We start from the raw sequence: 16654 nt of genomic DNA, 5'->3' as shown, positions 1-16654 counted from the left end.
TTTTGGTCGCGTCTGGGACGTCTGATTCGTTATATCGTGACGGCGCGCGGGTTTCCGCATCCGGGTTTACGCCGATGGGTGGCAAAACCGGACGGAGGCTCGGCGGGCGTCGTGCCGCAGTACCGGTACGCTTAAGCACCAATGTGCGGCAAGCAGTGTGTTGGATCGTGACGTCGGAGCCTGTCAGATTTTTAGTGTGCCGAGGTCATGAGACGAAAACGGAACTAACGTCCCATGACCGATGCAACAGTGACCAAGAAGAGCAAGGCAAGGCCGGCAACCACCGCAACGGCACCAGCCCCAAGACGGTCCTGACGCCCAACGGCGAACTGAAGCTGGATATTCCGCGCGATCGGCAGGCGACGTTCGAGCCGCAATTGGTCGGCAAGTATCAACGCCGGCTGCCCGGCTTCGACGACCACGTCATCAGCATGTATGCGCGTGGCATGCGCGCCGCGCCGATGGTGTTCGAACGCCCGCAGTCGGGCGGCGCGCTGACGTGCAGGCGGTCGACTTCCGGTGAAGGCTGATGACGCTTGACGCCCGTCAACGGACGCGGCGGCACCTGCCTCGACCGCTTCAGCTCATGCGCGGGTCAATAATCACGACGCGGCTCGTCGTAACGACGCCGCATGTGCTCGGATTCCTCGTCGCGGCGCCACGGGTCGTGTTCTTCGCGCGCATGTTCATGCACCCATTCCTCGTGCCGCCAGTACCGATGGCCATCCCAATAGCGGTCGCCATGCATGCCGATCGTGATGTTGACATCGGCGGCCGGAATCGAGGGCGCCTGACCATACGTGCCGGGCGCCGGGCCTTCCTGCGCGATCGCGGTCCCCGCACTCAGCGAGACGCCGCCTGCCATGGCCGCCGCCAGCGCGGCGTGGGAGATGATTGAACGGATCTGCATCGCAGCCTCCTTGCTATGGGCAACATGAATTCACGATACCCGCGACGGACGTGCAAACCTGTCGAGACGTGTAAGCGCACGTTTCACGGTGCGCGACCCTCCACAACGAGCGACATGCGGGATCGGACGCGCACATGCGAATGCAGCCGAAGCGGGACGGGATTCGATACAACCGGTCGGTCAGAGTCGGTTACATCTGTCCGTCGGGCAGCAATCGGCGTGCCCAAAGTGGCTCGGTGCTTTGACGGAGAGCGGGAGGAAACGCCGAACGTTTACGGCAAGGCCGGCCGGCAGCCGACAGCCGTCATTGCGCGACGTGATTCGAGGAAAGGGAATTTTTCGAAACCGGCATCGATCGCATGCGGATTCACTGGCGCAGCCCGAACATGCTGTGCCACAGCACGCTGAAGAAATCCGTGTGTTCCGCGCGTTCGTCGCTCTTTCGGATGTCGTCCTTCGACGCTTGCTCCGACGCCGGTTGCGACACGCCGTCCGGCTCTCGTGCGTCCCGGGCCGACGCCGTCTGCGCCGCGTTCTCGTCGTGTCGCGGCGCCGGCTCGTCGCTCTGCGCATCCCGCGACGCCCCCGCCTGCCGCGACGCATGCAGCTCGACCACGCTGCCGGCAATGCGCTCGGCGAGCGGCGCTTCACAATCGCGGCCGAGCAACACGCCGAACACGACGTCGCGGTTGTGCCCTTGCTCGGCAAAGCGCATCGCCAGCGTCACGAACCGTGCGTATTGCGCATCACGCTCCGCCTGCGCCCGCTCTTCCTCTTCGCGCAGGCGCGCGTGGCGAAGCATCTCCTCCGCATAGACGGTGTCGTAGACACGGCGCTGCGCGGGGTCCGAGAGAATCGCGTAAGCCTCCTTGATCTCCTGAAACAGCGCATGCGCGGCCGCCTCGCGTCCGACGTTGCGGTCGGGATGCGCTTTCATCGCGGCCTTCCGGTAGCCGCGCTTGATTTCCTCGTCGGAGGCGTCCTCGCGCACGCCAAGCAATTCGTATAGCGTCGTCATTGCGCACCGGGTGGAAGTCGGATCGGGTCGATCGTAGCATGGCGCCGCGACGCCAACGTGTGGTCGACCTGCGAATGCCGCCCTCCGGAATTCACTCTGCCTGGCTGGACGTGCCTAGGGTCTGTTTACATACGGAACACGCATGCGTTGCGACGAGAACGGCCGCTCGCGAGGCGCGCGACGCCGCGAATACTGGACGTATTCGCAAGGAGCGCAACGCGGCGAGCGGCCGTTCTCGTGGCAACCCCAAATTTCAAAAAACCATTCCACGGGAATGCCCGAAATCGCCCGTATGGCGGCGTCGCTCGTCGCTTGTTTGGCACGGCCAAACGGCGCTCCTTGCTCCTTGCCCTACGGGCGATTTCGGGCATTCGCATGCGTGTTCCGTATGTAAACAGACCCTAGTGTTCCGTCCCAGAAATAACTTTGCATAGCCGAGCCACTTTCTGAAGGATGGAATCGGCGGTTGCCGTCCAGACGAACGGACGTTTGTGCTGGTTGTACTGCTCAACATAGCGCTCGATGCTGGCAATCAGCTGGCGCACATTTTTGAACGAGCCGCGCCGGATGGCCTGCTGCGTGATCAGGCCAAACCAGCGCTCCACCTGATTGAGCCAGCTCGAATACGTCGGCGTGAAGTGCATGTGATAACGCGGGTGCTTCGCCAGCCATGTCCTGACCTTCGGGTGCTTGTGCGTTGCGTAGTTATCGACGATCAGATGCACGTCAAGATCTTCCGGAACCGCTTGATCAATGTGATTCAAAAACGCCAGAAACTCCTGATGTCGATGACGCGGCTTGCATTGCGTGATGACTTCGCCCGTCGCCGCATTGAGCGCTGCAAACAAGGTGGTCGTGCCATGCCGTATATAGTCGTGCGTAACACCTTCAAGATAGCCCAGCCCCATCGGCAACACCGGCTGCGTACGCTCGAGCACCTGACACTGGCTCTTCTCGTCGACACACAGCACCAAGGCGTTGGTCGGCGGGCTCAGATACAGCCCGACAATATTGCGCACCTTTTCGACGAAGTACGGATCAGTCGAAAGCTTGAAGCTCTTCGAGCGATGAGGCTGGACACCGAACAGCGACAGATACCGGGCCACCGAACTCTTCGAAATACCCGTTTGCGCAGCAGCAGAACGCACACTCCAGTGCGTTGCCCCGTCGGGCTTCTCATGCAGTACCTTCGCCAGCAACTCCGCCACGGCTTCATTGTCATGCGCGCGCGGTCGCCCCGGGCGTGCTTCGTCATGCAGACCGGCGAGCCCATGCGCGACAAACCGCTTCTTCCAGTGCGTGATCGCAGGAGACGTTACTTCACATTGCGCTGCGATTTCCTGGTTCGTACGACCGTCAGCCGCCATCAGGACAATCTTTGCCCGGCGCACCAGCGAATGAGGCAGCGAACGCGAGCGGCTCATCGACAGCAATTGCTCCCGCTCCAGTTCCGAGATCACCACCTCGATTCTCTTGCGCGCCATGATCACCTCCACTCAATTTCGCTTGATCATAGAGCAACACAATTCCATGTAAAGTTATTTCTGGGACGGAACACTAGCAGCGCATCCGCGCTAACGACCGTGCAGTATTCGGAATGCATATTGGCCAGCGACATCGCGTGAACATCGTCGGCGCTTCGGGGCGTTCCGTTCCAGTCGGGCCGGGCGAACGTGAAGCAGCCGTCAGCCACTAGCCACGTGCGAAAGCCGAGATTGCCGGCCATGCGAACGGTCGCCTCGACCGAATTGTTCGTGATGACGCCGGCCACGACCAGCGCATCGTGGCCGCCGGCCCGAAGCCGGGCTTCCAGATCGGTTCCGATGAACGCGCTGTTCGTTTGTTTCGGGATGACGGGTTCGCCGGCCACCGGAGTGGCCTCCGGCTTGAATTCGTGTCCCGGCTGGCCCGGCCGGTAGTGAGACTCCGGGTGTGTGGAGTCGTGCCGAACGTGCCATACCGGCCAGCCCTGCCTGCGCCAATGGACGAGCAACCGGCGAATTTGCGACTCCGCATGAGGGTTGTTTCTTTCTCCCCAACTCGGATGGTCGATCGCTCGCTGCAGGTCGATCAGCAACAGGACGGCGCCAGGAGACGGAAGGAGTGAGCACATGTGTCGAGGTAGCGGAAACTTCGAATCGATTCGGGGTTCTGCGCCGGATTGGCGGACGTCGCTGATGCGACAGGCAACTGTACATCACGGCGGCCACGCCACTGGATTCGCACGGCCCGGCAAGCCGCTCGACGCGCGCCATGCAGGTCAGGCCAGCGGATCAGGCGCCCCAACAAACCGCAACTCCCCCGACTCCCCCGCCAGCAATGCGCGATTCGCATCCGCCGCCGCGCGCAGGTAATCCCACAGCGCCGTCACCCGCCGCAGCTTGCGCAAATCCTCCCGACAGGTAAGCCAGAAGCACCGCGTCACGACCACCTCGTCCGCCAGCACCGGCACGAGCGCCGGCTGCTGCGCGGCGATGAAGCAAGGCAGGATCGCCAGTCCCCCGCCCTGCAGCGCCGCGAAATACTGCGCGATCACGCTCGTCGTGCGCAGCCCGGCCGTCGCCCCTGGCACCGCGCGTTCCAGATACAGCAGCTCGCTGCTGAACGCGAGATCGTCGACGTAGCTGATGAACGTGTGCGCGGCAAGATCGCCCACGCCCGCAATCGGCGCATGACTCGCCAGATACGCCCGCGTCGCATAAAGCCGCAACTGGTAATCGCAGAGCTTCGTGCACACGTAAGGCCCACGCTCAGGCCGCTCGAGCGTGATCGCAAGATCGGCCTCGCGCTTCGTCAGGCTGACGAAATGCGGCACCGGCAGCAGGTCGACCGTCACGTGCGGATGCGCGGCGCGAAACCGCGCAAGCTGCGGCGCAAGAAAAAAGCACCCGAAACCTTCCGTCGACCCGATCCGCACATGCCCCGACAGCGCATGCCCGGTATTGGCGACCTGGTCGCAGGCCGACTGCACGGTCGTCTCCATCGCATCCGCATGCGCGACGAGCCGCTGCCCTTCGGCGGTCAGCACGAAACCGCCGGAGCGCGACTTGTCGAACAGCAGCGTGCCCATTGCCTCCTCCAGCGCGCGGATGCGCCGGGCGACGGTCGTGTAGTCGACGCCGAGGCGCTTCGCGGCGCCGCTCGCGCGCTGCGTACGCGCCACTTCCAGGAAAAACCGCAGGTCGTCCCAGTTCAGGTTGCCGGATACCGGCTCGGGGTGGTGTCGCATCGGCGGGCGGGGTTCAGGTGGGAGGGTCTCCGGGCCGGCCGCCGATATGCAAATTTGCACATCCAACCGGATTCTTTGTCGGTACTACAGGATTCTGCGCATAACTATACTCGACCGTGACCTGCGGACCACGAGCCGCGGGCAAATAACGATGGAGACGCCATGCAGACCCGATCCACCCTCGACGAGCACGCGGAGCTTGCCGCGCCCGCGCCCACCCGAACCGCGAAGGACCACCTGCTGGCCGGCTGGGCCAGCATGACCGGCACGACGATCGAGTGGTACGACTTCTTCCTGTACGGCACCGCCGCCGCGCTGGTCTTCAACCGCATCTTCTTCCCGTCGCTCGACCCGGTGGCCGGCACGCTCGCCGCATTCGGCACGTTCGCGGTCGGCTTCATCGGCCGGCCGATGGGCGGCATCGTGTTCGGCCACTTCGGCGACCGCATCGGTCGCAAGTCGATGCTGATGGTCACGCTGCTGCTGATGGGCGTGCCGAGCATGGTCATCGGGCTGATCCCGTCGTACGACAGCATCGGCTACTGGGCGGCCGCGCTGCTGATCGCGATGCGCTTCCTGCAGGGGATGGCGGTCGGCGGCGAATGGGGCGGCGCGGTGCTGATGGCGGTCGAGCATGCGCCCGCGGGCCGCAAGGGGCTGTTCGGCAGCCTGCCGCAGACGGGGGTCGGCCTCGGCCTGATCCTGTCGTCGCTCGCGATGACCGCGGTGGCGGCGCTGCCCGACGCGGACATGCTGTCGTGGGGCTGGCGCATCCCGTTCCTCGCGAGCATCGCGCTGGTCGGTCTCGGCGCGTTCATCCGCGCGAAAGTGCCGGAATCGCCGGACTTCGAGAAGATGAAGCACCAGGGCAAGGCGGTGAAGTCGCCGGTGCTCGAAGCGATCCGCCGGCATCCGCGCGAGGTGCTGACGATCGTCGGCGCGCGCGCGCCGCCGAGAACACGTGGTTCTACATGGTCGTCACGTTCGCGCTCGCGTATGCGACGCAGCAGCTCCACCTGCCGAAAGCCGCGATGCTGGAGGCGATCACGGCAGGCGCCGTGCTGTCGCTCGTGACGATGCCGCTGTGCGGCCACCTGAGCGACCGCATCGGCCAGCGCCGGATGTTCGCGATCGGCCTCGTGCTGATGTGCGCGTTCGTCGCGCCGTTCTTCATGATGCTCGGCACGCGGCAGACGTCGATCGCGTGGTGGGCGATCGTGCTCGGCCTCGGCGTGGTGTTTCCGATCCTGTACGCGCCGGAATCGCTGCTGTTCGCCAGGCAGTTCCCGGCGGAGATCCGCTACAGCGGGATCTCGCTGTCGGTGCAGCTCGCGGGCGTGCTGGGCGGCGGCTTCGCGCCGATGATCGCGACGTCGCTGCTGAAGACGGGCGGCGGCCAGCCGCATTACGTGATCGCCTACCTCGTCGGGCTCGGCGCGTTCGCGCTGATCTGCACGGGGCTGATGCGCCGCGCGCGCGATTGACCGCACGATCCGCCCCGCTCCCCATTCGTTGACCTGCCGGCCGGCGCGCATGCGCGGCGGCCGCCTCCTTTCATCGCATTGCCGCTTCTTTATCCGGAGATTGTTCATGAACGCCGCCGTACCTCAAGCCACCGTCGCGCTGCCCACCGCCAAGCTGCTGATCGACGGCCAGTTCGTCGAATCGCACACCCGCGAATGGGGCGACATCGTCAACCCCGCGACGCAGGAAACGATCGGCCGCGTGCCGTATGCGACCGTCGACGAGGTCGACGCCGCGATCGCGTCCGCGCAGCGCGCGTTCCAGACCTGGAAGACCACGCCGATCGGCGCGCGCATGCGCATCATGCTGAAGTTCCAGGACCTCGTGCGCCGCAACCTCGAACGCATCGCGAAAACGCTGACCGCCGAACAGGGCAAGACCCTGCCCGACGCGCAGGGCGACATCTTCCGCGGCCTCGAAGTGGTCGAGCACGCGTGCTCGATCGGCACGCTGCAGCTCGGCGAATTCGCGGAGAACGTCGCGGGCGGCGTCGATACGTACACGCTGCGCCAGCCGATCGGCGTGTGCGCGGGCATCACGCCGTTCAACTTCCCCGGGATGATCCCGCTGTGGATGTTCCCGATGGCGATCGTGTGCGGCAACACGTTCGTGCTGAAGCCGTCGGAGCAGGACCCGCTGTCGACGATGCAGCTCGTCGAGCTCGCGATCGAGGCCGGCTTGCCGCCGGGCGTGCTGAACGTGGTGCACGGCGGCAAGACCGCGGTCGACCGGCTGTGCACGCATCCGGACGTGAAGGCGATCTCGTTCGTCGGCTCGACGCGCGTCGGCACGCACGTGTACAACCTCGGCAGCGAGCACGGCAAGCGCGTGCAGTCGATGATGGGCGCGAAGAACCACGCGGTCGTGCTGCCCGACGCGCATCGCGAGCAGACGATCAACGCGCTCGTCGGCGCCGGGTTCGGCGCGGCGGGGCAGCGCTGCATGGCGACGTCGGTGGTCGTGCTGGTGGGCGCCGCGCGCGACTGGCTGCCGGAGCTCGTCGAGAAGGCAAAGCAGTTGAAGGTCAGCGCGGGGCACGAGGCCGGCACCGACGTCGGCCCCGTCGTGTCGAAGGCCGCGCACGCGCGCATCACGGGGCTGATCGACGAAGGCGTGAAGGCCGGCGCGACGCTGCTGCTCGACGGCCGCGGCGTGAAGGTGCCGGGCTATGAGCAGGGCAATTTCGTCGGCCCGACGATCTTCTCGAACGTGACGACCGAGATGTCGATCTACAAGGAAGAGATTTTCGGGCCGGTGGTGGTCGTGCTCGAAGCCGACACGCTCGACGACGCGATCGCGCTCGTCAACCGCAACCCGATGGGCAACGGCGTCGGCCTGTTCACGCAGAGCGGCGCGGCCGCGCGCAAGTTCCAGAGCGAAATCGACGTCGGCCAGGTCGGCATCAACATCCCGATCCCGGTGCCGGTGCCCTACTTCAGCTTCACCGGCTCGCGCGGCTCGAAGCTCGGCGATCTCGGCCCGTACGGCAAGCAGGTGGTGCAGTTCTACACGCAGACCAAGACCGTCACCGCGCGCTGGTTCGACGACGATGCGACGTCGGGCGGCGTCAACACCACGATCGCGCTGCGCTGACGCGAGGAGCCGGAACATGGACATCGCATTCATCGGGCTCGGCAACATGGGCGGCCCCATGGCCGCCAACCTGCTCAAGGCCGGCCACGCGCTGACGGTGTTCGATCTCGACGCGCACGCGCTCGACGCCGCGGTGCGCGCGGACGCGACCGCCGCCGGCTCGCCGCGCGACGCGGCGGCGCGCGCCGCGCTCGTGATCACGATGCTGCCCGCAGCTTCGCACGTGCAGCAGGTCTATCTCGGCGACGACGGCGTGCTCGCGGGCGCGCGCGCCGGCGCGACGCTGATCGACTGCAGCACGATCGACCCCGGCACGGTGCGCGCGATCGCCGACGCGGCCGCGCGGCAGGACCATCCGCTTGCGGACGCGCCGGTGTCCGGCGGCACCGCCGGCGCGCAGGCCGGCACGCTGACCTTCATGGTCGGTGCTCACGCCGCGCTGTTCGAGCAGATCCGCCCGGTGCTGCTCGACATGGGGAAGAACGTCGTGCACTGCGGCGGCACCGGCACCGGCCAGATCGCGAAGATCTGCAACAACCTGCTGCTCGGCATCTCGATGATGGGCGTGTCGGAGGCGATGGCGCTCGGCGCGGCGCTCGGCATCGAGCCCGCGGTGCTGGCCGGCATCATCAACACGTCGACCGGCCGCTGCTGGAGCTCGGACAGCTGCAACCCGTACCCGGGCGTGCTGCCCGCGGCGCCCGCCGCGCGCGGCTACAGCGGCGGCTTCGCCGCGAACCTGATGCTGAAGGATCTCGGGCTCGCGACCGAAGCCGCGCGGCAGGCGCGCCAGCCGGTGTGGATGGGCGCGCTCGCGCAGCAGCTCTATCAGTCGATGAGCCAGCAGGGGCTGGGCGGACTCGACTTCTCCGCGTGCGTGAAGCTGTACGAGGCGCCGGCCGCGTGACGCCGGGACGGCGGCGCGGCGTTACGTGCCGCCCCGCCGCCGTATGTCGCCGGAATCGTTCAGCCGCGCGGGCCCGCCATGGCCTCGAAAGTCGGATGGCACTCGAATGCGAGTTCGGAGCGGCCGCTCACGCCGCGGCCGGCGCTCAGCGACTCCTGTTTCATGCTGGCGCGCATCCCGCGCTGCGAGCAGAAGTTCATCGCCTCGTTGACCGCGTTCTCGTGCGCGGTCGCCCAGTTGGTCGACACGCCGACCGTGCGCGTGGACACGGTGAACACGTTCGGATTCGACGTCGCCGTGACGTCGGACGTGGTCGAGCAAGCGGCAAGCAGGCAGGCGGCGGCCACGAGCGGCAGCCAGCGCAGGGATCGGAAAGGGACAGGATTCGTCATGGGAAGCGGTTATGCGCCGGATCAACGGCATTTCACATCATTTCCGCAAGTATGCCTGCCGATTCGCCGAAGATCATGCCCCGTAAAGTAAACAGATTGTTTCCAATGGTTAAATGATCACCGATCCGCACCGGCGTATCCGTCGGTCGGCGTTCCAGATTGCGAAAGAATCAAACTTTTTTTGATTTGAATTAAAAATGTTTGACGCACGCATTTCAATGAGCTAATTTCTGCGCAAGCTTCCGGAAAGAAACGGCGCGGCCCAGCGTGAACAAAGATCGACGTTTCGCCCGGCTCCCTGACGCCAATCCGACGCCTGCCGGCAGCGCAGCGAAGCAAGCAGCTACAAGACAGCAACAAGACAAGCAGCATCGATGCATTCCGTTCAATCCTGTCGGGGGGAGTATCGGCATGTCCAAATTGATTCGCACTGCTTCGCTTAACGCGACCGTCCTCGGTGCCGCGCTGGCCGGCCTCGCCTGCGCCGCACACGCGCAAACCGCGGCTGCGCCCGTGCCCGGGCCGGCCGATGCGGTGAACCAGCTGATCGTCAAGCTGCGCACCGCCAAGACGCCGTCCGCCACGTCTGCTGCTTCGGCCGCGACCGCCGGGCACGCGGACGTCCAGGCGGTCATCGATCGCGTGCTCGCGGCCCGCCGCGCGCGCGCGGCAGGCCAGGCGTTCGGCGCCGCCGCCGCCTCGGCGCCCGGCAACCCGGCCGACCCGGCCGCCGGCATCCGCATCAAGCGCGACATGTCGGGCGGCGCGACGGTGCTGTCGCTGCAGCGTCGCGTGTCGCTCGCCGAGGCCGAAGGGCTCGCCCGCGATTTCGCGGCGGACGGCGCGATCGAGTACGCGGAGCCGGACGCGCGGATGGTTCCGCTGCTCGTGCCGAACGACACGCGCTACGGCGAGCAATGGGGCTACTCCAGCCCGGCGGGCGGCGCGAACCTGCCGAAGGCATGGGATCGCACGACCGGCTCCCCGAACATCGTCGTCGGCGTCATCGACACCGGCTATCGCCCGCATGCGGATCTCGCCGCGAACCTGGTGCCCGGCTACGACTTCATCTCCGATCCGGCGACCGCGAACGACGGCAACGGCCGCGACAACAGCGCGTCCGATCCGGGCGACTGGGTGACCGCTCAGGAAGATGCCGACCCGAACGGCCCGTTCTACGGCTGCGGCGCGCGCAACAGCTCGTGGCACGGCACGCACGTCGCGGGCACGATCGGCGCGGTGACGAACAACGGCAATGGCGTCGCGGGCATCTCGTGGGTCGGCAAGGTGCAGCCGGTGCGCGTGCTCGGCAAGTGCGGCGGCACGGTGAGCGACATCGCCGACGGCATGCGCTGGGCCGCCGGCCTGCCGGTGCCGGGCGCGCCGGCGAACCCGACGCCGGCGAAGGTGCTGAACCTGAGCCTCGGCGGCAACAGCCGCACCTGCAGCACGACGTACCAGAACGCGATCGACGCGATCACGGCGCGCGGCGCGAACGTCGTCGTCGCGGCCGGCAACAGCGGCGGCCCGGTCGCGAATAGCCAGCCCGCGAATTGCCAGGGCGTGATCGCGGTCGCCGCGGTCAACAGCAGCGGCGTGCGCGCGAGCTTCAGCAACTACGGCCCGGCCGTGAAGATCGCGGCGCCGGGCGTCGGCATCCTGTCGACGCTCAATGCCGGCACGACGTCGCCGGGCGCGGACAGCTACGCGAGCTACAACGGCACCAGCATGGCGACGCCGCACGTCGCGGGCACCGTCGCGCTGATGCTCGCGGTCAATCCGGCGCTCACGCCGGCGCAGGTCCTGCAGCGGCTGCAGTCGAGCGCGCGGCCGTTCTCGAGCGGCTCGAACTGCTCGACGAGCACCTGCGGTGCGGGGCTGCTCGACGCCGGCAACGCGGTCGCCGCCGCCACGAAGTAAGCGAGCGCGAACGCGCCCGGCCTGGCCCGGGCGACGCCGCGCGACGCGCCGCGGCCGGCGGCGTCCGCCGGCCGGTACTGCACCCCGCCGTCCCGCCCGGGACGCGCGTTTCCACATGAGCATCGAAAACTAGAAGAACGAGGACAACAATGCGATTTCAACGAACCGAACCGCGGCGCGCGTGGCTGGCCGCGCTGGTTGCCGCCGCGACGCTCGCCGCATGCGGCGGCGAGGACGGCGCAGGCGCGCCGGGCGCATCCGCGCTTGCCCAGGGCCGACAGGAGGGGGCAGCCGCGCCCGCGGCCGACGCGCAGCCGCTCGCCGCGCGCTTCTCGCCGTCCGGCGTGCCGTATGCCGCCCTGTCGGGCGGCCGCTACCCGCCCGTGATCCAGAACGGCCAGGTGCAGCCGTCGCTGTCGGGCGCCACGATCAACGAGGAGGCGTGGGTCGAGACGCCCGTCGACTCCGACGGCGACGGCGCGAGGGACCGGATTCACGTGCGCGTCGTGCGGCCGACCGAAACCGCGTCGGGCGCACGCACGCCGGTGATCGTGCTGGCGAGCCCCTACTACAACAACCTCGCCGACAGCCCGAACCACAACGTCGACGTCGAGCTCGACGGCACGCCGCATCCCGCCGCCTCCAGCGCCGCGCGCATCATGGCCGCCGCGCCGCAGACGCGAATCCTGCAGCAGGTCGAAGCGGCCGCCGCGGGGCGTTCGTGGATCGAGGGGTATTTCGTGCAGCGCGGCTTCACGATCGTGTATGCGGATTCGCTCGGCACCGCCGGCTCGGACGGCTGCCCGACGATCCTGACGCGTGACGAATCGGTGGCGATGGCGTCGGTGATCCGCTGGCTCGGCCGCGGCGCGAGCGCGAAGGACGCGAGCGGCAAGCCGGTCGTCGCGAGCTGGTCGACGGGCCACGTCGGCATGTACGGCGTGTCGTACGACGGCACGCTGCCGAAGATGGTCGCGAGCCTGCGCACGCGCGGCCTCGACGCGATCGTGCCGGTCGCCGGCCTGTCGAACATGTACGGCTACTACCGCTCGGGCGGGCTCGTGCGCGCGCCCGACGGCTACCAGGGCGAGGACGTCGACGTCTACATCAAGGCGCTGCTGACGAACCCGCATCCGGAGCGCTGCACGCATCTGGTCGACGACGCGCTGAAGAAGGAAGATCGCGCCTCGGGCGACTATTCGGCGTTCTGGGCGGCGCGCGACATTCCGACGGCGCTCGCGGTCGCGCCCGCGCTCGTCGCGCAGGGGCTGACCGACGACAACGTCAGGGTCGACCAGTCGACCTCGTGGTACCTCGCGATGCGGCGCCAGGGCGTGCCGGCGCAGTTGTGGCTGCACCGCCTGAAGCACACCGATCCGACCCGCGTGCCGGCGATGGCCGCCGCGTGGACGGCGCAGGTGAACCGCTGGTTCACGCGCTACCTGCTCGGCTTCGACAACGGCGTCGAGCGCGATCCGGGTGCGGTGATCGAGCAGGCGGACGGCACGCTGCTGAAGGAGGCGAGCTGGCCCGCGCGCGGCGCGGCGAGCGTCGCGTATTTCGCGGGCGGCGACGGCGCGGGCACCGGCACGTTGCTGAGCACGCCGACCGGCGGTCCGCTCGTGAAGTTCACCGACGATGCGCGCATCACTGCCCTCACGCTGGCGAACGCGACGACCGGCGAGCATCGCTCCCGCTTCGAGACGGCGCCGCTCGCGAGCGCGACGCGGATCTCGGGCACCGCGACCGCGCGCGTGCGGCTGACGTTCTCGGCCGTGGCAAACGTGACCGCGCTGCTGGTCGACCGTGCGCCGGACGGCAGCGCGACGATCGTCACCCGCGCGTGGACCGATCCGCGCAACCGCGTGTCGAGCTGGTTCTCGGAGCCGGTCCTGCCCGGCATGCCGTACGACCTGCGCCTGACCTTCATGCCGCGCGACTACCGGCTCGAAGCGGGCCATCGGCTCGGGCTCGTCGTGCTGTCGAGCGACAACGAGGCGACGCTGCGGCCGACGCCCGGCACCGAGCTGTCGCTCGATCCGGCCGGCACGTCGGTGACGGTGCCGCAGTTGCCGATCTGACGGGAAGCGCCGGTTCGCGCGTTCGTCGTTCGCGTTCGTCGTTCGTTCACGCGCCGACCTGATATCCGGCTCACGCGCACGGCGCGCGTGAGCCGGACCCCGTGCAAGCATTTCAACCGGATGTCGGGATGTCGTGCGCGGCGCGCGTCAGTTGGCCCGCTCGAATCGAATCACGTGCTCCACGCGCTTGCCGTCGCCGCGCTCGATCTCGACGACGCCGACATGGCGCACCCGCCAGCCGTCGCGCGGCGCGATCTGCGGCAGGCTGCCGCCCGGGCGGCTCTCGAACCCGCCGAGCCCTTCATCGGGCGTGTCGACGCTTTCGTCGAGCGACGCGTTCGAATAGATCACGTTGTCCTGCCACTTCGACGCGCCCTGGCGCGCCTCCATGCCCTTGCCGTCGACGTCGACGCTGTTGTCGGTCGCCGCCATGTTCGCGTTGTCCAGCGTGACGATCCGGCTCGCGGCTCGCCGCACCGGATCGCCGCTGTCGCTCGTGCGCGCGTCGACGTCGATCGGCGGCAGGCCGGTCGGCGTCTTCGCGGCGACGGCTTCCGGCGACAGCCGCTCCGGCGCGCCGGCCGGGCGCGCGGCATGTGTCGGCGCGGAGTTCGGTTTCATCGAACGATCCTCCTGGGAAATGACGGCCCGCAGGCCCGCCGTTCGGCGCCCGCTAAAACCGGTTGACGTGAAAATCCCCCGCACACGCGGTCGGGCTGCGCTGCGCCATCAGCTCGGCAAACTCGGTCGCGAGGCGCACCAGCGCCAGCCGCTTCTGTCCGATGTCCCACTGCTCGAACGCGGCGAACGCGTCCTCGTCGAACGTCACGGTCACGGCCGCGGGATGGCCGTCGGCCTCGAAACCGACATGCAGCACGCCGGCGGGCCGCTCCTCGATATGGAACGGCATGCCGCGCGCCTCGAAGTACTGGCCGAGCGTTTCCGCGATCTCGCGCTTGAGGCCGGGCACGACGCGAATGCTCATCGCGCGCGTGCCTGCCGCGCCGCCGCGCCTGCTGGCGGCGCATGCAGCGGCGGCCGGCGGTGCGGCGGATCGCCCTCCGGATGCCGATACGGCTCCGGCGCATCGGGCGGCGGATCGTCGTCGGGCTCCGGCAGTTCGGGGTCCGAGTCCGGATCGACATCGGGCATCGGCGGCTCGGGCCGGTGCAGCGATGTCAGGTGTCGAAATTCCATGCGTCCTCCGGTCGTGACGGGCATGCCGCCGATCCGCAATCCGCGTGCCGGCCCGCGCGTGCGCGCCGAATGCCGCGCACCGCCCGCGTTTGAAATCGCTACATGCGCCGCTGCAAATCTTTCACGCCGCGCCGCGGGTTCATGCCTCGTAGGCCGCCAGCACGATCCAGAACGCGCGGCCCTCTTCATTCACGGGCGCCGCGAGCGCGAAATCGTCCTGCGGCCGGCTGGCGTGCTCCAGCGCGCGACGCGCCACCTCGGTGCTGTCGAACGTCCGGTCGTTCAGCCGCCGGACGTCGGTCTTGCCCTCGAACATCCGCCGGCCGGGCCGCGAAATCAGCGGCTCCTGCTTCCACTCGAGAAAGCGGTTGCCGACTACGTCGAAACCGCCGCCGCATACGTTGACCTCGAAGTGCACCTCGGGCGCCCGCTTCCGCAATGTCATCACCCTCTCCTCGTACTTGCCCCGCCGGCGCGCAGCGTCGCGGCAGGCCTGCATCCATGCGGCAAGCCGTGTGCCCGGGCGGCGCGGGAACGCAGCTTGCGGCCAGCTCCGCATGAATCCATCCGGCGCGCGCGTTCCGCCGATGATCGCGCGCTCATTCGCCAGGAGAAAAACATGCATCGCAACCCGAAGAGATGGCGCGCCGTACACGACGCGCTTGCCGTGACCGCGATTGCCGCGGTCGAATGTGCGCTGGTCATGGGCCTGATCGCCGCGATCGGCTTTCCGCACGGCGGCCTATAGGCCCACCCGGCGCACCCTGCCCCTCGGCGCACGTCGCGCGACGCTGGTCGCATGCCGCGACGAACGCCTTGCGCATTGCGCAAGCCAGCCAGGAGAACCGCTCATGCATCGCGTCAGCGAAATCATGTCGAAAGACGTCGTGCGCGTTGCGCCGACCGACACCATCCGCCACGCCGCGCAACTGATGGCGCGCTACGACATCGGCGCGCTGCCGGTGTGCGACCACAACCGCCTGGTCGGCATGCTGACGGACCGCGATCTCGCGGTGCGCGCGGTCTCCGCGGGCAAGCCGCCCGAAACGCGGGTGCGCGAGGTCGCGTCGGGGCCGATCGAATGGTGCTTCGACGACGACTCGCTGGACGAGATCCAGCGCTACATGGCCGACGCGCAATTGCACCGCATCCCGGTCGTCGATCACGACCGGCGGCTCGTCGGCATGCTGTCGCTCGGCGACATCGCGACACGCGCCGCCGACGCGTCGCGCGACGAACTCGTGAACACGCTCGAGCGCGTATCGCAGCCGAAGCGGACGTAGGCGCACACCGCGCCGGCCCGGACATCCACCCATGCGACACGCGGCCCGCCACGGGCCGCGTGCGCGCCCCGACAGGAGCACATGACATGTACAAGCCCGTGCACAACCCCGACGAAGGCCCGGCCCGCATCATCCGCAAGGATCGCGAGACGGCGCGCGGCCCCGGCCCGGACGTGATGGGCGCCGGCACGCTGGAAGGCGACCGGGTCGTCACGGCCGACGGCGTGTACGTCGGCCGGATCAAGGAAATCATGCTCGACGTGGACTCGGGCCGCGTCGCCTACGCGGCGCTGTCGACCGGCGGCCTGTTCGGCATCGGCGACAGGCTGCTCGCGATTCCATGGGATGCGCTCACGCTCGACGCCGAGCGCCGCTGCTTCCGGTTGTGGGCGTCGTCCGAGCGGATTCGCAACGCGCCGGGGTTCGACAAGGATCACTGGCCGGTCATCGCGGACCCGCAATGGGTCGGCGCGGCGCGCTACGACGGCAGCGGCACGCTCTGGTGGAGCTGCGACGACGACTTCGACTCGGAGCAGGATGCGCCGCCGCACGAGGCCTCGCCGGACCGGCCGGAGCGCGGCTCGGGTCCGCGCTGAGCCG

Annotated in this window: 17 protein-coding genes and 2 pseudogenes; 8 read left to right on the top strand and 11 right to left on the bottom strand. The window is 68.1% G+C overall.

The annotated features are described in order from the left end of the window. Positions 1-74 precede the first annotated feature (74 nt). A pseudogene (locus tag KY49_RS39060) lies at positions 75-449 on the top strand (transposase); the annotation flags it as partial. Between the two features lie 146 nt (positions 450-595). Here KY49_RS39060 and KY49_RS27715 read toward each other — a convergent pair. From KY49_RS27715 to KY49_RS27695, 5 genes are all read right to left on the bottom strand, one after another. Continuing rightward, positions 596-910 (bottom strand): hypothetical protein, encoded by a 315-nt coding sequence (locus KY49_RS27715; protein ID WP_042587589.1) that lies wholly within the window; start codon positions 908-910, stop codon positions 596-598. A 367-nt stretch (positions 911-1277) separates the two neighbouring features. After that, entirely contained in the window at positions 1278-1928 is a 651-nt protein-coding gene (locus tag KY49_RS27710; protein ID WP_042587588.1) for a J domain-containing protein, read from the bottom strand. 401 nt (positions 1929-2329) lie between these two features. Continuing rightward, on the bottom strand, positions 2330-3412 hold the full coding sequence (locus KY49_RS27705; protein ID WP_042588788.1) for an IS630 family transposase: 1083 nt from the start codon (positions 3410-3412) through the stop codon (positions 2330-2332). Positions 3413-3438: 26 nt separating this feature from the next. Then, positions 3439-4005: a cysteine hydrolase family protein gene (locus KY49_RS27700; RefSeq protein WP_331456573.1), complete on the bottom strand. Its 567-nt coding sequence runs from the start codon at positions 4003-4005 to the stop codon at positions 3439-3441. Positions 4006-4188: 183 nt separating this feature from the next. Beyond that, positions 4189-5157, bottom strand: coding sequence for a LysR family transcriptional regulator (locus tag KY49_RS27695; RefSeq protein WP_042587586.1), 969 nt, complete (start codon positions 5155-5157; stop codon positions 4189-4191). Positions 5158-5319: 162 nt separating this feature from the next. Between KY49_RS27695 and KY49_RS27690 the strand changes: the two are divergent. From KY49_RS27690 to mmsB, 3 genes and pseudogenes are all read left to right on the top strand, one after another. Further along, positions 5320-6641, top strand: a pseudogene (locus KY49_RS27690) (MFS transporter). Positions 6642-6747: 106 nt separating this feature from the next. Beyond that, positions 6748-8274 (top strand): CoA-acylating methylmalonate-semialdehyde dehydrogenase, encoded by a 1527-nt coding sequence (locus KY49_RS27685; protein WP_042587585.1) that lies wholly within the window; start codon positions 6748-6750, stop codon positions 8272-8274. Positions 8275-8290: 16 nt separating this feature from the next. Beyond that, positions 8291-9181 (top strand): 3-hydroxyisobutyrate dehydrogenase, encoded by an 891-nt coding sequence (gene mmsB / locus KY49_RS27680; RefSeq protein ID WP_042587584.1) that lies wholly within the window; start codon positions 8291-8293, stop codon positions 9179-9181. 59 nt (positions 9182-9240) lie between these two features. Here mmsB and KY49_RS27675 read toward each other — a convergent pair whose 3' ends face one another. Both KY49_RS27675 and KY49_RS37765 read right to left on the bottom strand, forming a co-directional pair. Continuing rightward, a complete protein-coding gene (locus KY49_RS27675) occupies positions 9241-9573 on the bottom strand; it encodes a hypothetical protein (protein WP_042587583.1) in 333 nt (110 codons plus the stop codon). Positions 9574-9690: 117 nt separating this feature from the next. Continuing rightward, positions 9691-9945, bottom strand: coding sequence for a hypothetical protein (locus KY49_RS37765; RefSeq protein ID WP_143134640.1), 255 nt, complete (start codon positions 9943-9945; stop codon positions 9691-9693). 39 nt (positions 9946-9984) lie between these two features. Between KY49_RS37765 and KY49_RS27670 the strand changes: the two genes are divergently transcribed. Both KY49_RS27670 and KY49_RS27665 read left to right on the top strand, forming a co-directional pair. Next, positions 9985-11493 (top strand): S8 family peptidase, encoded by a 1509-nt coding sequence (locus KY49_RS27670; RefSeq protein ID WP_042587582.1) that lies wholly within the window; start codon positions 9985-9987, stop codon positions 11491-11493. A gap of 149 nt (positions 11494-11642) precedes the next feature. Beyond that, positions 11643-13574 carry a Xaa-Pro dipeptidyl-peptidase gene (locus KY49_RS27665; protein ID WP_042587581.1) on the top strand — a complete coding sequence of 644 codons (1932 nt, stop codon included), beginning with the start codon at positions 11643-11645 and terminating at the stop codon, positions 13572-13574. A gap of 147 nt (positions 13575-13721) precedes the next feature. Here the strand turns inward: KY49_RS27665 and KY49_RS27660 are convergent, their stop codons facing one another. The 4 genes from KY49_RS27660 to KY49_RS27645 all read right to left on the bottom strand — a co-directional run bounded on the left by KY49_RS27660 (position 13722) and on the right by KY49_RS27645 (position 15216). Further along, positions 13722-14195, bottom strand: a complete 474-nt coding sequence (locus tag KY49_RS27660; protein ID WP_088501933.1) for a DUF3005 domain-containing protein — start codon at positions 14193-14195, stop codon at positions 13722-13724. 52 nt (positions 14196-14247) lie between these two features. Further along, positions 14248-14559 carry a hypothetical protein gene (locus KY49_RS27655; protein WP_042587580.1) on the bottom strand — a complete coding sequence of 104 codons (312 nt, stop codon included), beginning with the start codon at positions 14557-14559 and terminating at the stop codon, positions 14248-14250. After that, the gene (locus KY49_RS27650) at positions 14556-14771 is read right to left on the bottom strand and encodes a hypothetical protein (protein ID WP_042588786.1); all 216 of its coding nucleotides are present in this window, start codon (positions 14769-14771) and stop codon (positions 14556-14558) included. Before KY49_RS27650 ends, KY49_RS27655 begins: the two co-directional genes overlap by 4 nt. 139 nt (positions 14772-14910) lie before the next feature. Further along, entirely contained in the window at positions 14911-15216 is a 306-nt protein-coding gene (locus KY49_RS27645; RefSeq protein WP_042588785.1) for a hypothetical protein, read from the bottom strand. 406 nt (positions 15217-15622) lie between these two features. Between KY49_RS27645 and KY49_RS27640 the strand changes: the two genes are divergently transcribed. Beyond that, complete coding sequence (locus tag KY49_RS27640) at positions 15623-16054, top strand: CBS domain-containing protein (protein ID WP_042587579.1); 432 nt, start codon at positions 15623-15625, stop codon at positions 16052-16054. 98 nt (positions 16055-16152) lie between these two features. After that, complete coding sequence (locus KY49_RS27635; RefSeq protein WP_162487845.1) at positions 16153-16650, top strand: PRC-barrel domain-containing protein; 498 nt, start codon at positions 16153-16155, stop codon at positions 16648-16650. Positions 16651-16654 lie beyond the last annotated feature (4 nt).

It is taken from the genome of Burkholderia sp. MSHR3999 (genome assembly GCF_000833595.1).
GTDB classification, from domain to species: domain Bacteria; phylum Pseudomonadota; class Gammaproteobacteria; order Burkholderiales; family Burkholderiaceae; genus Burkholderia; species Burkholderia ubonensis.
This window is presented reverse-complemented; position numbering and strand designations above follow the sequence as displayed.